The sequence below is a fragment of the Pedobacter zeae genome, from assembly GCF_014196715.1.
Classification (GTDB): Bacteria; Bacteroidota; Bacteroidia; order Sphingobacteriales; family Sphingobacteriaceae; genus Pedobacter; species Pedobacter zeae.
The window spans coordinates 774927-789967 of sequence record NZ_JACIEF010000002.1; the positions used below are offsets into that span (position 1 = coordinate 774927).

General features: G+C 38.3%; 14 protein-coding genes. 6 read left to right on the top strand and 8 right to left on the bottom strand.

Annotation, left to right across the window (positions count from 1 at the left end):
• Positions 1 to 58 precede the first annotated feature (58 nt).
• The 3 genes from GGQ60_RS09940 to GGQ60_RS09950 all read right to left on the bottom strand — a co-directional run bounded on the left by GGQ60_RS09940 (position 59) and on the right by GGQ60_RS09950 (position 3524).
• Complete coding sequence (locus GGQ60_RS09940; RefSeq protein WP_183763102.1) at positions 59 to 1669, bottom strand: cell envelope integrity TolA family protein; 1611 nt, start codon at positions 1667 to 1669, stop codon at positions 59 to 61.
• Between the two features lie 4 nt (positions 1670 to 1673).
• A complete protein-coding gene (locus GGQ60_RS09945; RefSeq protein WP_183763105.1) occupies positions 1674 to 2600 on the bottom strand; it encodes an energy transducer TonB in 927 nt (308 codons plus the stop codon).
• 144 nt (positions 2601 to 2744) lie between these two features.
• Complete coding sequence (locus GGQ60_RS09950; protein WP_183763109.1) at positions 2745 to 3524, bottom strand: hypothetical protein; 780 nt, start codon at positions 3522 to 3524, stop codon at positions 2745 to 2747.
• Positions 3525 to 3861: 337 nt separating this feature from the next.
• Here GGQ60_RS09950 and GGQ60_RS09955 point away from each other — a divergent pair, with 337 nt between their 5' ends.
• A complete protein-coding gene (locus tag GGQ60_RS09955; protein ID WP_183763112.1) occupies positions 3862 to 5802 on the top strand; it encodes a histidine kinase in 1941 nt (646 codons plus the stop codon).
• On the top strand, positions 5799 to 6539 hold the full coding sequence (locus GGQ60_RS09960) for a LytR/AlgR family response regulator transcription factor (protein ID WP_183763115.1): 741 nt from the start codon (positions 5799 to 5801) through the stop codon (positions 6537 to 6539). Before GGQ60_RS09955 ends, GGQ60_RS09960 begins: the two co-directional genes overlap by 4 nt.
• A 7-nt stretch (positions 6540 to 6546) precedes the next feature.
• On the opposite strand, the gene GGQ60_RS09965 is transcribed toward GGQ60_RS09960, so the two are convergent.
• The 3 genes from GGQ60_RS09965 to GGQ60_RS09975 all read right to left on the bottom strand — a co-directional run bounded on the left by GGQ60_RS09965 (position 6547) and on the right by GGQ60_RS09975 (position 8001).
• A complete protein-coding gene (locus GGQ60_RS09965; RefSeq protein ID WP_229685031.1) occupies positions 6547 to 7008 on the bottom strand; it encodes a lipocalin family protein in 462 nt (153 codons plus the stop codon).
• 102 nt (positions 7009 to 7110) lie between these two features.
• A complete protein-coding gene (locus GGQ60_RS09970; protein WP_183763121.1) occupies positions 7111 to 7500 on the bottom strand; it encodes a cupin domain-containing protein in 390 nt (129 codons plus the stop codon).
• A 21-nt stretch (positions 7501 to 7521) separates the two neighbouring features.
• Entirely contained in the window at positions 7522 to 8001 is a 480-nt protein-coding gene (locus tag GGQ60_RS09975) for a methylated-DNA--[protein]-cysteine S-methyltransferase (RefSeq protein ID WP_183763124.1), read from the bottom strand.
• Positions 8002 to 8161: 160 nt separating this feature from the next.
• Between GGQ60_RS09975 and GGQ60_RS09980 the strand changes: the two genes are divergently transcribed.
• The 4 genes from GGQ60_RS09980 to GGQ60_RS09995 all read left to right on the top strand — a co-directional run bounded on the left by GGQ60_RS09980 (position 8162) and on the right by GGQ60_RS09995 (position 11742).
• Entirely contained in the window at positions 8162 to 8827 is a 666-nt protein-coding gene (locus GGQ60_RS09980; RefSeq protein WP_183763127.1) for a heme exporter protein CcmB, read from the top strand.
• An 83-nt stretch (positions 8828 to 8910) separates the two neighbouring features.
• Positions 8911 to 9660 (top strand): cytochrome c biogenesis protein CcsA, encoded by a 750-nt coding sequence (gene ccsA / locus GGQ60_RS09985; protein ID WP_229685030.1) that lies wholly within the window; start codon positions 8911 to 8913, stop codon positions 9658 to 9660.
• Between the two features lies 1 nt (position 9661).
• A complete protein-coding gene (locus GGQ60_RS09990; RefSeq protein WP_183763130.1) occupies positions 9662 to 9880 on the top strand; it encodes a CcmD family protein in 219 nt (72 codons plus the stop codon).
• A 440-nt stretch (positions 9881 to 10320) separates the two neighbouring features.
• Positions 10321 to 11742 carry a Glu/Leu/Phe/Val family dehydrogenase gene (locus tag GGQ60_RS09995; protein ID WP_183763133.1) on the top strand — a complete coding sequence of 474 codons (1422 nt, stop codon included), beginning with the start codon at positions 10321 to 10323 and terminating at the stop codon, positions 11740 to 11742.
• 260 nt (positions 11743 to 12002) lie between these two features.
• Here GGQ60_RS09995 and GGQ60_RS10000 read toward each other — a convergent pair whose 3' ends face one another.
• Together GGQ60_RS10000 and GGQ60_RS10005 are read right to left on the bottom strand one after the other, a co-directional pair.
• Positions 12003 to 13607: a Na+/H+ antiporter gene (locus GGQ60_RS10000; protein ID WP_183763136.1), complete on the bottom strand. Its 1605-nt coding sequence runs from the start codon at positions 13605 to 13607 to the stop codon at positions 12003 to 12005.
• 66 nt (positions 13608 to 13673) lie between these two features.
• Complete coding sequence (locus GGQ60_RS10005; RefSeq protein ID WP_183763138.1) at positions 13674 to 15023, bottom strand: hypothetical protein; 1350 nt, start codon at positions 15021 to 15023, stop codon at positions 13674 to 13676.
• Between the last annotated feature and the right edge of the window lie 18 nt (positions 15024 to 15041).

Sequence of the window (15041 nt, forward strand, 5' to 3'; positions counted from 1 at the left end):
AGTAAAACGCCGGTAGCGATCAGCTTACCGGCGTTTATTTTTAAAGGCGAGTCTACAGTTAATTGCTCCCTTTTCTTCTATTAATTTGTTGCAACCCTTGTATCAGTATATCGCCTACTTTTTGAATATCTGCAGAAGTTTGAGCATCTTTTTGTGCTTTTAAACGTGCCTTTTCTTCAGCTTCTGCTTTTTCGCGTAATTGTTGTGCAACCAGGGCCTCCTGTTTTTTGCGTTTGTTTTCAATGTCTTTCTCTTTTGAGAATATGGTGATATAATACATCCGCGATTTCTCAAATTGTTTATCGCTATAATTTACAATAACTTTCGATTTAGGGTCTTCGGCGTTCTTTAACAAATTGGTTTTCATCTCTTCATAATAGGCCTTATCGCCGGTACTGAAATAAATAATGCGCGACCAGGTATCACTCAGTTGGTATTCGTAGCTTACATAACAAAGCGAATCGGCAGGAGATTTAAAATAAAAATCGTAAGGGTAGGCTGATGCGTTATAGGTCATGTTTCTGCCCGGCCAGTTTACATTTACCAAAGTCACATAATTCTCAGCCAAGAATTTTTTTAAAAATGGCTTTTCCATGTTGAGATAATAGCTTACCAATGAGCTTGCATCTATTGGGCTCGTATTCTGGTAGCGGGTAGCAATATCGGTAATGTAAGGCGAAACGTTAAACCTGATATATCTTTCTTTGTCGTTATTTGTACATTTCAGGTTATTTTTAATATAGATAACATCGCCCTCTTCGTCTCCTTCACCATCATTAGTCCAGTTGTTAAAGCGGAACCATTTTTTAATCTTGTTATGCATCAGCGGATCGCTAAAACTAAACCTAATACCATCTATTTTTTTATATCTGTTACTGGTGATAGTTACTGAGGTACCTTCATCAAACACATAGTCGGTAGAATATCCAAACACAGACGAAATGCCATTGCCTTCATAATTTGCGGAAATCTTATTGACCGATTTATAAAGAAATTTGCTGCCCTGACCTCTTATAAACTGCACAATACTTTGGGCAGTTTCTTCAGGATTGCTGTGTACTGTTAACGAATCGGTATTTAATGCCTGAGCCATTACAGGTAAAACAAAACGATCGGTTTTAGTTAAAGTAATGGCATAAGTAAACTGATTTTTATCTTCTCCGCTATTGCCCATTTCGGTTATCTCAGCTATTAAATTGTTGTTTAAGTAGAGGTTATGACTAAGTGCCTGCCATTTACGGTAACCGAGTATTTTTTCAATAGCAAGAAATCCTTCCTTCGGCACATCGTTAAGATACCAGTCAATGCTTTGGATCTGATCACTTGCGTCGGTTCGTATGTCTACCTGTATTTTATGACTGCATATTAGTGAAGTTCGCACCTGTAACAGTTTCCCGGTTTGTTCGCCATTTTTCCGGTTATCGTAAACCGATTCTTCTTCTACGCTTTGCATCTGCACTCCTATAACTTTCAGCTCGTTGCTAACCAGTCGGCTGGCTTGCTCTGCATTGGCTCGCAACAGCTCAATGGCTATGCTTTTTGTTACAGCAGGGGCAGTACTTTTTTTTGTGGTTTTAGCAGGGCTTGCTGTTTTTTTAACCTGTGCGATGGTCTCTGTTGCTATGCAAAATAGCATCAGTATAAGGCCTTTTTGAATGAAACTTTTCATGGCTTTAATTACTTAAGTTAAATGATATTGGGAGCGTAAGTGAGTACCTCACTTTTGTGTTGTTTAATCTTGCAGGTGTCCAGTTTCTGCTGGTCAGGTTCACAACCCTCAGTGCTTCCTCTCGCAATGCTGTGGGGCCATCTATTATAAAGGCAGTGATGCTACCATCAACTTCTATTATAACTTTGATATTTACCTTACCTTGTATGTTACTTTCTATTGCTTTTACAGGATATTTAATGTTCTCACCCAGAAAGCTAGATAAATTTCCATTAAATTTCGCCGGTGTAACTTCAGAACGCGAATCATAAACTGCATTTTGGCTGTTATAAGTCTGCTGATTTTGAGGGTTTTTTACGCCTGAAGTGCCGGTATTTCTCGTGGCAAAAGTTTGGTTACTACCTGCCATTTTTTGGTTATTGTAAGCCTTATAGTTTGGAATTCCGTTATCACATTCCGCATAGTAGTATCCTCTTCCGTAGGTAGCAGGGTCTGTTGAGCAATCGTCTATCCAAGTGCCATTATACTCTTTGAATTCAAAACAAGCTGCTTCAAAAATATAAGAAAGCTCGGTGGCACTTCCAAAACTGCCGTTTTTCCATATCTCATTAGGCTCAAAAGTATGGCGCGCATTGGTTCTGGTGGGCTTACCTTTTGTCTTGTCGTAAAATAACCAGCTAATGGCAACTCTTTTAGTATACCTGTTTTGTATTTGCCAATTCCAGTACCACTGTTGGGCACTTTTATTAAAATAAGCCTTTTGTACACGCATATAAATGCCCTTATAACAGGGGTTTTTAGTCCATTCTCCCCAATTGAATTGAGGGTTTGAATTGGAATATTCCTGCGAATAAGCATTTGATGTCAGGCCAAAATATAATGCTATACAAAATACAGCCCAGGGCAAGGTGTTTTTTTTAATTATAAACATGTTTGGTATTTAGAGAATGAATTTAAATTACGGTATACTTAACTTTCTGAAGTAAAACTGCTATATATCAATGATTTACGTTTTGTATAACTTCCCGGATTTTCCACTATCAAATTAATATGATTAAATTTTGTAGCTTGAATTTCACCTTATTTTTAAAAGTCCGTAGACAATTTTCAGCATGTCTACCTGTTCGGCCTTATGGCCATGTTCGGCTTCGATATTGATATACGGAATTTTATTTTTGGCACAATAAACCGATAAGGAACCATCATCAGTAGGATTGTCACTTTGTAACACCACGTTTTCATTGAGGCCTTTTAAGTAATTGAAGTCATTTAATTCTGTAACCAGAAAGAAATCATCTAAATCTTTACCCTCAGCTGCAAAAACAGCCCTGGCTTCCTGATGGTATTTATTGGGTCTAATATAATCCGTTAATGAAAGCGACCCTTCATTCGTATTATTGTGGATAGAGATGGTATAGGTACTCCGGTTCCTGGCACCATAAGCTTTTAGAAGATCGGCCGAAAAGGTTTTGATCTGGGTAACCACTGCTGCAGGAAATTTGGTTATTCCGCTATTGTATTTTTTTAAGGTACTATCTATTCCCGCATCCGAAAAGATACGATTGGGATCAAATTCATAATTTTTGCTGTTAAGATTGCAGGTTAGGGTACGCAGATTATTCTGATGTATCTCTAAAAGGTTGAAGCAGGTGTCTTTAGGTAAGCCATTAAAAGCATCAATCGCTGTGTTTTCATCGTCGTGAAGCGATAGGAGGGTTGCAATACCTTGCTTACTTCCCTTATATTTTGCCATACAGGTTTTGGTTCCCAACTGAAAGGAAATATCGGCGTTTAAAGTAAATGCAGTTATCACAACCAGATTTAATACGAGTGTGCTAATTAAGATCCTTTTCATAACTACATGATTTTATGGCCAAGCGTTAATGATAATTTTTATGGACTACTGAAATAGTTGTTTTTTGTACGATTTAATTTACATTGCAAATTTAAGCCAACCATTTTCTGTTAAGCGGGCAATTGAGTGAAGTATCAGATTTTTGCTGTGAACTAAGGGTTATATCATGTGTAGTGAAAGGTGTTAGGTGCGGTTCGTTATAGGCAGTTACGAAAAGATTTAAACATAAAATAATGGGTTTCGCAAGGCTAAACCAACCGCTCACTCATTTTTACTGTTTATTGTAGTTTTTCTAATTAACTTTAAGCTTAGGTATCCTTTTAGGGATTTTAACAGGATGATCATAAAAAACAGCGCTTTAATCACTTTTTTCATTTTTGTTTATACCACTTTGGGCAACAATTTCTCTTTAATGGGGCAACCTGTGGTAAAGCCTGTTGCGATCAACTATGAGACAAAAAAAATCAACCTCATTAACCATTCCTCTTATGCTGTTTCGAAAAAAGACAATAAAAATATTGATCAGCTTAAAACCTTAAAATGGTACACGCTCGATATTACTTTGAAGGAAGGTGAGTTTGCCGATACGGTAAGGCAATTCTGGCTGAATTTTAACACCTCAAGCACTTTAAAGAAAGATACCACACTGATTTTAAAACTGGGCAACAAAAACCAAGAATCCCTACTGTTTGAATATAAGCATAACCAATTGGTGTTGGTTGGGCGTACCGGTTTTGGTTCGCGCATTAACGATTTATCTGTTCGAGGTGATTACTGGCGACTTAACCTCCCCATTAAGAAACAAAGTGTGCAGCAATTTTATCTGCTGATCAATAAATACCAGTATAACATTGCGCACCAATACCCTTACTTAGAAACTTTTGATACTGCATACCATGAGAAAGTTGAAGAACTGATAAGTGCTCCTGCCAGTTTTAAAACCTTGAAATTATGGGTGGCAGGCTTTTATTTTGCCGTATTTGTTTATTGTTGCTTAAAATATTTTTTACAGCGCAGGCTTAAATCTTACCTGTATTGTGCTTTGGCCTCTATTTCGTTGTTTTTAAGATATTCATTGCAGGTTGATGCTTTAATAATTGAAATGGATTGGCTACCCTGGCTCAATAATGATTTTATATTCCTGCTATCTTTTATTCCACAGAGTATTTTTTACATTCTCTTTTTGAGCGAATTTTTACAGGTTAAACAAAGTAAGTGGTTAAATATTTACCTCAACATCTGCCTGCTACAATGGTTATTGATGTTGATTATCATGCCCGTTCATTTTGTTTGGCCCGAGCAAAGTGTAATAACCAAGGTATTTTGGAAATACAATGCACTGCCCTTTTTGATATTGTTGCTCTGGTTAAGCTACCATACCAGGCCAAAACCTAACCGGGGGTATTTAAAATTTGCTTTTATAGGCCTGGTTACCCTAGCCGCGGCATTTATTTTTGTAGTTGTGCCCAAGTGGCTGGTTGCATCAGGGGATTTACCCGGTTGGTACCATCATTTAAATGCACGGTACGATTTAATAACCCTGGCATTTGTGGTCGATACCATTTTGTTTTTAACCGCACTGGCCTATAAAGACAGGCGTGATGAGTTGGAACGGGTTAACCTCAAAATAAAAAATACCGAAAACGAGCATAAAATTTTACGGTTACAAATGAATCCCCATTTCATTTTTAATTGCTTAAATTCAATCAATTTATACATCGAACAGAACGACAGTACCCTAGCATCCGATTACCTGAGTAAATTCTCTCAGCTCATGCGCTTATCATTGGTCCATTCACGAAAAGAAAAAATAGTGCTTACCGAGGAAATTATGAGCTTAAGGCTGTATCTAGAAATGGAAAGTATGCGGTTTAAAGGTAAATTAAATTATGTTTTTGATATTGATGATAATGTTGATGCCGATTTTATAGAAATCCCACCGATGTTGATACAGCCCTACATTGAAAATGCCATCTGGCACGGCTTAATGCATAAAAAGCAGGGTGGTAAAATTAGCATTAAAATTAGCCAGGATTTTACCGCACAAACCTTAAATATTACCATTGAAGACGACGGGATAGGGCGTAAAAAAGCCGGTGAGCTGAAGAGCAAGGCTGCAGAAAAAGATAAATCGTACGGTACTTTAATTACCAGCGAGCGCATAGCGGTTTTCAATAAAAAATTTAATGCCGATACCCGGGTGCATATTGAAGATTTGTACCACGAAAATAATGAGGCCGCGGGTACACTGGTTTCCATTAATCTCCACCTGGTATGAAACGCTTAAACACCATTATTATCGACGATGAGGAAGATAGCGTTAATCTGTTACGCATCCAGCTTCAGCGGCATTGCCCAGAAATTGGCGAGATACATACTTTTAACAGTCCATTAAAGGCATTGCAGGAAATTGTACAGCTAAAGCCCGACCTGGTTTTTCTGGATATAGAAATGCCCGAACTTAACGGTTTTCAGTTTTTAGAACACCTGGCTCCCCTAAACTTTAGCGTAATTTTTATTACTGCTTACAACGAATTTGCCTTAAGGGCATTCAGGTTTAGTGCTTTAGATTACCTGGTAAAACCCGTGCATATTAATGATTTAACAGATGCCGTAAACAAAGCCGTTCAGGCCATCAGGCCATCCGGGGCACAGTTTGACCTTTTTCAAAAACAATTCTACCTCGAACGGATTAATAAAATAGCAGTCAGTTCGCTTACGGGGATTACTTTTGTCAATTTAGATGAGATTCTGTACGTAGAAGCCAGCAGCAATTACTCTATTTTAGTTTTAGTGGATGGAGAAAAGGTTATCATTTCCAAAACATTAAAAGATGTACAGGAAATTCTGGAGGAGAGAAATTTCTTTCGCATCCACCGTCAGTACATTATCAATCTTCATAAAGTAAAACACTTTAATAAAAACGATTGCCTGTTAACTATGGAAAATAATAAACAGTTACAGGTAGCACGTATTCAAAAAGATAAACTGATAGAAAGATTCGGATTGGTTTAATGCCGAATTAAGCCTTTTCATGCAATTGTGAGGTGAGTTTTTCTACTTCGTACCCTTTTGATTTACACCTGGCTATAATTTCATCATGGGTTTTTTTAGGCATAGTGCGATTACGGCTCATGATGAACAAAAATTTATGATCAGGGTGGCCAACCACCACATAAGAATAATCTTCGGCCAGCTCGATAATCCAGTAATCAACCTTTATCGGCCAAATGAATTGTGCTTTCAATTCGCCACCATCGCCGTTTTCTGAAGGGAAGATTTTTGAATTCCGCGAATAAACCTTTTCATCACCAGGCTTTTTGTAGGTGGTTAATACATCGTAATAACCCGCTTTGTTTAACGAGTATTTTGTAGTAGTTTCTCGGCTGCCCTTATCAAAAATGGTTGGTATAGAATATAGCGAATACCAGGTTCCGGAATATTTTTTGAGATCCAATTTAGTCACCGGAGCGTTTTTTTCCATTGGTAAACAGGTAAAAAGAACAAAAAGGAGCAGGCAGATCGTTTTCATAATATCTTAAGCTTTGATATTATTTACGGATTTGACCGGATCCTGGTTTTGGAATTATTGATCTATCATAAAATAATCATCAGCATCCTCTTCCAGTGGGATGTATATTCTTTCCCATTCGTTGCCATCTACAATTTCCCAGGTATGCCCTATACCCGCAGTATCATTGGCGATCAGTATAATGCCTGGCTCAATGATAAAAGTTTCTCCATTACTTACTGTAAATTTCAGTTTGCCCTTAACCGTAATTACGTATTGCCTTCTTGGTGCAGGATGGGGAATTTTTTCTAAAGTCGATACATCCGTTTGAGCGAAAAAGTAATTTACGTTAATGTGCTGCCGGATGGGAATTTTTCCGGTCTCGAATGCGCATTTATCGCCTTCTATATTAATTAAACGAATGGCTTTTAAATAATTTGGTGCTCCGGCTTGATCTGTATCCATCTGCAAAAAAATAATATGGTGTTAAAATTTTAATTCTGTTTGTCCTTGTTGTGTAACCTCGCGTTCGTGCTGCAGTAACCATTGTTTGCGCCATAAGCCACCTGCATAACCTACCAGTTTACCATTACTGCCAATTACCCTATGGCAGGGCATTGCAATGGCAATATTGTTTTTTCCATTTGCTGCCGCAATTGCACGGATGGCCAGTGGTTGATGCGCCGAGAATTTAGCATAGGAGGTGGTTTCGCCATAGGGGATAGCCAGTAAATTTTGCCATACCCCTTGTTGAAACGCTGTTCCTTTCTGTTTCATCGGGAAATCGAAATGCTGTAATTTGCCTTTAAAATAATCGTTTAATTGTTGGGCAGCCCTAAGCGTGAGCGAATTTTCAGCAAGTCCGGTAATGGCTGTTTCAGCAAAAGTGATGGCATGCACAAATTCATCATCGGCAAGGATGGTAACTTGGCCAACAGGCGATGCTATAACTGATGCGTAGTTCATATTTTTTGTTTTTGCGAGAGATTACACTGATTTTTGGCTTTATTCTCTGTGCTTTCCGTGCCGTTTGGCTAAATTATGAATGTCCCGGAACTCAAACAAAATTACAACAATACAACAATTTAAGCGTGCAATATTTATCAATAAAAGTATCTTTGCGGTTATGCAATTGGCCAAAGAGGTTAAATATTTAATTCACAAGGAAGTATTGTTAGAGTGGCGTTCCAAATATACCATTAACGGTGTATTGCTATATGTGGTTTCTACCATCTTCACCTGTTATTTATCGTTTGTGAGTTTGGGAGACAAGTTAGCCTGGAATGCGCTTTTTTGGATCATTATGCTTTTTGCCTCTATCAATGGGGTATCGAAAAGCTTTTTGCAGGAAACCAAAGGCCAGCAACTTTACAGTTATATTTTGGCAAGTCCGGCGGCGATTCTGATTTCTAAAACCATTTACAATACCCTTCTGATGCTGGTACTCACCACCATCGCGCTGGGCTTTTATACTTTAGTTTTCGACTCCTTTACACCGCCTGATATGGTGCTGTATTATGTAGCTGCGATATTCGGCAGCATGAGTTTCTCTACGGTGTTTACCATGGTTTCGGCCATTGCCAGCAAAGCAGGTAACGGAGGCATGCTGATGGCAATTTTAAGTTTTCCCATTATTATACCGGTATTGATTTTACTGATAAAACTGGCCAAAAATGCGGTTGATGGTTTGCCCTGGGAAAATAGTTACGATGAAATTGCTATGTTACTGGTGGTGAATGTACTGGTGATCGCAACCTCTTTACTGTTATTTCCTTACCTTTGGAGGGACTAAATATTGGAAGGCAGAAAATGGATGATGGAACAGACAGACTTTCATTAATTTGATCATTCAAAATTCAATAATTAAATATACTTATGAAAAAAACCTGGTGGAAAATTTTGGCTTCGGTGCTGGTTGTTTATACTGCAATTGCAGGATTGTTGCTGGGGGTACCTCATTTGGCTATTTTAAACGAAACGATCCGTAACCTGTATTTTCATGTTCCCATGTGGTTTGCCATGATCGTTCTTTTTTCGATCTCTGTTTTTTACAGCGTAAAATCGTTAAGCAGCAAAAGCGAAATAGATGACATGAAAGCCGTAGAAAGTGTAAATGCAGGGATTATTTTTGGTGTTTTAGGGCTGATTACCGGGGCGATCTGGGCTAAATATACCTGGGGACAGTTTTGGAGCTTCGATCCAAAACAGAATTTTGCTGCCATATCTATCTTATTGTATTTCGCCTATCTGATCCTTCGCAATGCCATAGATGAAGAACAAAAAAGGGCTAAAATTTCGGCTATTTACAATATTTTTGCCTTCCCGATGATGGTGGTATTGCTTTTCGTACTTCCACGTTTAAAAGATTCATTACATCCCGGTAACGGCGGTAATCCCGGTTTTAACAGTTACGATTTAGACAGCCGGATGCGCATGGTGTTTTATCCGGCATGTTTAGGCTGGATATTAGTTGGGTACTGGGTGTATACCATCCGTTTCAGGATACGTTCAATAGAGACCATCATGAACACACCCTATCAAAATGAAACTAAAAGTGTTCAGGATAGCTTCGTTACCGCTGAAAATCAATCAATAACAAACGAAAACAAACAACAACATAACTAAGATGAAGAAGATATTTTTCTCTCTAATATTATTGATGGCCGCTATGCAGTTATTTGCACAGGATAACAGCGTAGAAATGGCAGACAGCCTTCGCAGCAGCGGAAAAATTTACGTTGTTGTAATCTGTATCGTAATTATACTGGTTGGTTTGCTGGCTTATCTTTTCTCCATTGATAAAAGATTAAAGAAAATTGAAAAAGAAAATCAAATCAAAGAATAACATGGAAGGCCGTAACTACAGGAGTTCATGTTAACTTTTAAAGGAGATCAAAAGGATATTGATCTCTTTTTTTTTGTGCCTGATTTTTACCGGCTAAATTTTATGATATTCGCAATTATAGTGCTGTTTTTGTTTTGTAATTGATCAATATCGCAATAAAATAATCCTGTGGATATTTTTTTTATAATTTTTTTTATCGGGAAAGCAATGATAAAAAGCCTGTCAAAACAGTTGCTTAAATCGAGTTGATAAATAAAGATTTCCCTGTTTAAATCGATTTAAATATTGTTTTTGAACAGTTTTGCAAAACTGGTATAAAGCCTTTTCAGCGGCCCAAATGATGTGGTGTTCGCTATACACTAAGTCTTTTTGCATTTGGATATTTGCGGTTTTTTTAGGCAATTTTGCACCGAAAACTTATTCAATATAAAAAATAAATAATGGCTAATCTAGCAGACGAGAACAAGTTCTTTGCAGATGTTTGTAAGAACTTTGACAGTGCGGCTCAATTCACCAATCATCCGGAAGGTTTATTGAACCAGATTAAAACATGTAATAGTGTATATCGTTTCCAATTCCCAATCCGCCGCGGAAATGGTTTTGAAGTAATTGACGCCTGGCGCGTAGAACACTCTCACCACATGAGCCCTACAAAGGGTGGTATCCGTTACAGTGAAATGGTTAACGAGGATGAGGTAATGGCGCTTGCCGCTTTAATGACCTACAAATGTGCCATTGTTAACGTTCCGTTTGGCGGTGCAAAAGGGGGGATCAAAATCAACACTAAACAATACAGTGTTGCAGAACTGGAAACCATCACACGCCGTTATACTACAGAACTCATTAAGAAAAACTTTATCGGCCCGGGCATTGATGTTCCTGCGCCTGATTATGGATCTGGTGAACGCGAAATGAGCTGGATTGCCGATACTTATATGACCATGAACCCAGGTCAGCTTGATGCACTGGGCTGCGTTACTGGTAAACCAATTGCTTTGCACGGTATCAGAGGTCGTAAAGAGGCTACCGGCCGTGGTGTGGCATACGCTGTACGCGAGTGCGTAGAAGTAGCAGAAGATATGGCTAAACTTGGCTTTAAGGCTGGTTTAAGCGATAAAAGGGTAATTGTACAGGGTTTAGGTAACGTGGGTTACCACTCAGCTAAATTCCTTGCCGAATTTGGTGCAACCATTGTTGGCCTTTGTGAATTTGAAGGTGCCATTTACAACCCTGACGGATTAAACGTTGATGAGGTTTTTGCACACCGTAAGAATACGGGTTCAATTTTGGGCTTCCCTGGTGCCACCAGCTTCAAAAATTCGATGGAAGGTTTGGAGCAGGATTGCGATATCATTGTCCCTGCAGCTTTAGAAAACCAGTTTACAGAAGAAAATATCCGAAATATTAAAGCAAAAATCATTGCCGAAGGTGCCAATGGTCCAACTACACCGGAAGCAGAAGCCATTTTTACCGAAATGGGTGGTATTATTATCCCGGATATGTATTGTAATGCCGGTGGTGTTACGGTTTCTTATTTCGAGTGGTTGAAAAACCTTTCGCACGTGGCCTTTGGCCGTATGGAAAACCGTTATGCGGCTAACTCCAATGCCAACCTGATCAATACTCTGGAAAACCTGACCGGGAAAACCATACTTCCTGAGCACCGTTTAATGATTGTGAAAGGTGCGTCTGAAATGGAATTGGTAAATTCTGGCTTAGAAGATACCATGATCCATTCGTACCACGAAATACGCGAAACATTAATGACCAAACCAGGTACTAAAACATTGAGAACAGCTGCTTTCGTTAACTCGATTGATAAAATTGCAGTTTCTTACATGAATTTAGGTGTTTGGCCATAAGCGGTCAAAGCCGAAAAGACTGGAGCTTAAAGCGAAAAATCCTTGCAAATGTGAAATTTGCAGGGATTTTTTGTGGTTAGCCTTGTTGGTTTTGCGTTCGTCAACTGCTAAATAGCAAGCTTGTTATATTATTGGAGGCAGCTATTAAGCGATTTACAAAGTTTGTTTCCGCATTGCGCTTGTACGTTTCGTATTTGTCATTCCTTCCCGCTGCAAACTGCGCTTAAGTTTTCTATTTTATTTTGATTTAAAAACCGGCATTAAGATGTAATACTCAACTCCTCTAAATCCAGCCTCCATTCTTCTTTTCTGATCACTTCATCATCATATTCTTTATTCCGCTTTAAATGATGCAACTCGTCACGCTGGAGCTGAATCAGGGTCAGCACTATTTCCTGGTAAGCTTTCAAATCTTCTTTATTAATTTCACCTCTTTTAAAAGCATGGATATTATCCTTTTTTTCTTTTAAAGAATGGTGCAGCTCTGCTTTTAAGTTAACCATTAACTCATTGTGTGTGCATTGGTGCTGATAATCGGTATTTAATTTATCTAAAGAAAGATCGATCAATTTTAGTTTAATCTGATCAGTTTGCTCCTGTTCTGTCAATTTACTTTTAGGCTCAGGAATTTTAAGCAGTTTAATCACCAGTGGCAGAGTAAGCCCTTGCAAAACCAGGGTAATAAAAATGACCACAAAGGTGATGAATAAGATCAGGTTTCTTAAAGGAAAAGCCACCGAATCAGAAATCATTACCGGAATGGAGAGTGCCGCCGCTAAAGAGACCACGCCTCTCATCCCCGCATAAATGATTACCACATAAGAATGCCATGTCATATCCTGATAACGTATTCTCGTTTTTTTATTAAATAATAGCGTAATCTGGGCTGTTGAAACCAACCATACCAGTCGAACAACCAGGGCCAGTATACTTATCCCAAATCCATAGCCGATAGCTTTTATGATTGGATAATCAGAACCTAAGCCATGTACAATATCCGGTAAGGCCAGGCCAATTAGTATAAATACCACACCATTAAGCATAAATATTAATGATGACCACACATTAACCGTTTTGATCCTGGAATTTGAGGTTAAGATTACATGCGATTGACTGGAGAGTAACAGGCCGCCTGATACTACTGCCATTACACCGGAAGCTTCGAAATGCTCGGCAATAATGTACATAAAGTATGGCGTAAGTAAGGTAAGTACAGTATCGATATTGTCAGTTGTGGGTAACCAGCGATGAATAACATAAAATATACCACCAATGGCAAGACCGATTAAAATACCCAGGCCGGCAACAGTTACGAAACTCACTGCAGCATCCTGCATTACAAAGGTACCGCTAACTACAGTAGCTAATGCAAATTTAAATACAATTAAACTGGAGGCATCGTTTACCAAGCTTTCGCCTTCCAGTAAAGCACTTACAACCTTCGGAATCTTCATGCCTTTTAACACTGCTGCTGCGGCAACGGCATCGGGGGGCGAAACAATACCTCCCAATAAAAAGCCGAGAGCGAGGGTAAAACCTGGTATAAATGCTGCAGATGCATAAGCAACAGCCATGGAGGTAATAAAAACCAAACCCACAGCCATTAAAAAAATAGCACCCTTATATTCCCAAAAATCTTTCCAGGAGGTAAACCAGGCAGCTTCATAAAGCAAGGGCGGTAAAAAAAGTAAGAAAACAATATCCGGGTCGATTTTGATATGTGGAATACCGGGGATAAAGCCAATAAGTAAGCCGGCTAATACTAGAAAGATAGGATAGGAGATTTTTATCTTCTGGCCAATCATTACCAATAGGGTTACACCTAAAAGTAAAACCAAAATAAGAATCAGATTATCGTGAAGCATTTAAGATCTTTTTGATGTTGTTAATTTACGAATATACCAACGTTTAATTAAGAAATAGAGGACAATTTAAAAGCTGCTCAGTAACAGGTATAACGAATTGATATCCTTATTGCTCATACTTAATGCTCCCCGGATATTAATTTTACCAGATTCGTCTGCTTTGCCGCTAATGCTTAACTGTGCAAGATTTTTCAGGTATCGGTTAATCAGCGATTGGTTAATCTGTTTGTTTAATTTCTGGAAATTAATGTTCAGCATAAAAAGATTATCTGATTTCGTATAGCTGGCAGTTGATTTCATGTCTTTTTTTGAGCTTAATACGAACTGTTGGTCAGTATGTTTTACAAAGACCTTAAACAGCGGAAATATAGCTTTATTTAAAGTTGCGCTATCTTTATTAATGATGTTTTGATGATCAAGATAGCGCATTAATCCTTTAGTATCTGCATTAATCCTGATTACAAAATTGGGTATTTCACTTTTTCGAAAACTTACTTTTTCTACCTTTTCGAAATTATCATTGTATTCGTAAGTAATAACGGAATCGGTTTGGGTAATGGAGTTTGTCCATTCCAAATCGAGATTGCCTTTATAATACTTCAGTAAACTATCCCATTCGAGGCTGAAGTTTTTGAATCTGTAAGCTTTGTTTAAGCCTTGTTTAAAATTGGCATTTAACGAAAAGTTAACGGTATTGCCCGTGTTTTGCTGGTGCTGAAAAGATTGATTAGCCGGCAGAATATCAGCTGATGATAGCACATCTCCAAAATCGATCTGTCCGTTTCTAAAATCAATCCAGCCATTATGGCCGCTGTTACTAAAAACGACATGCTTTTTAAGTGCCAGCTGTGCTTTAAATCTGCTTTCGCTAGCTTTTACTGTATTCTTTTTGTTTAAAATGCCGAGCAGATCCGGTTCGAGGTTTTCTGCTCTTGTGGTTATTGCAAAAGCTGCTACTTTATGGTTATAGCAGATCACTAAATTACCCAGCTGCGATTTGGCTATATTAATTCCTTCTGTTTTTTTGGTGACCTGCAGGTGTAATACATTTTTGATAAAATTTTCAAAATCGCTTATACTCTTAATCTCGAGAGAAGAAAATATTGCGTCAGCTGGCTTATTGGCAAGGTTATAAAGGTAAATGCTGGCCGGAATAGATAAGCCCGTTACCAGTTTGCGCGGCCCTGCCGCGGCAGTGTTTTTTTTAAAATCAGATTTAAAATAATACACCGGATGGCTTAACATGTTTGCAGCAATTGTTTTGTAAAGTTCATCCACATTAATCTGGATGAGGCTAATTGCACTTTTGGGAATTGCCGTCTGTTCGGCCTGGTATGTTCTGTATTTGCAAATACAGGCAAAAAAAACAAACAGCAATAGAACTATTGCTGCTGTTATTTTTAAAAATTTTACCATGATTGGTTAAGCGGTTAA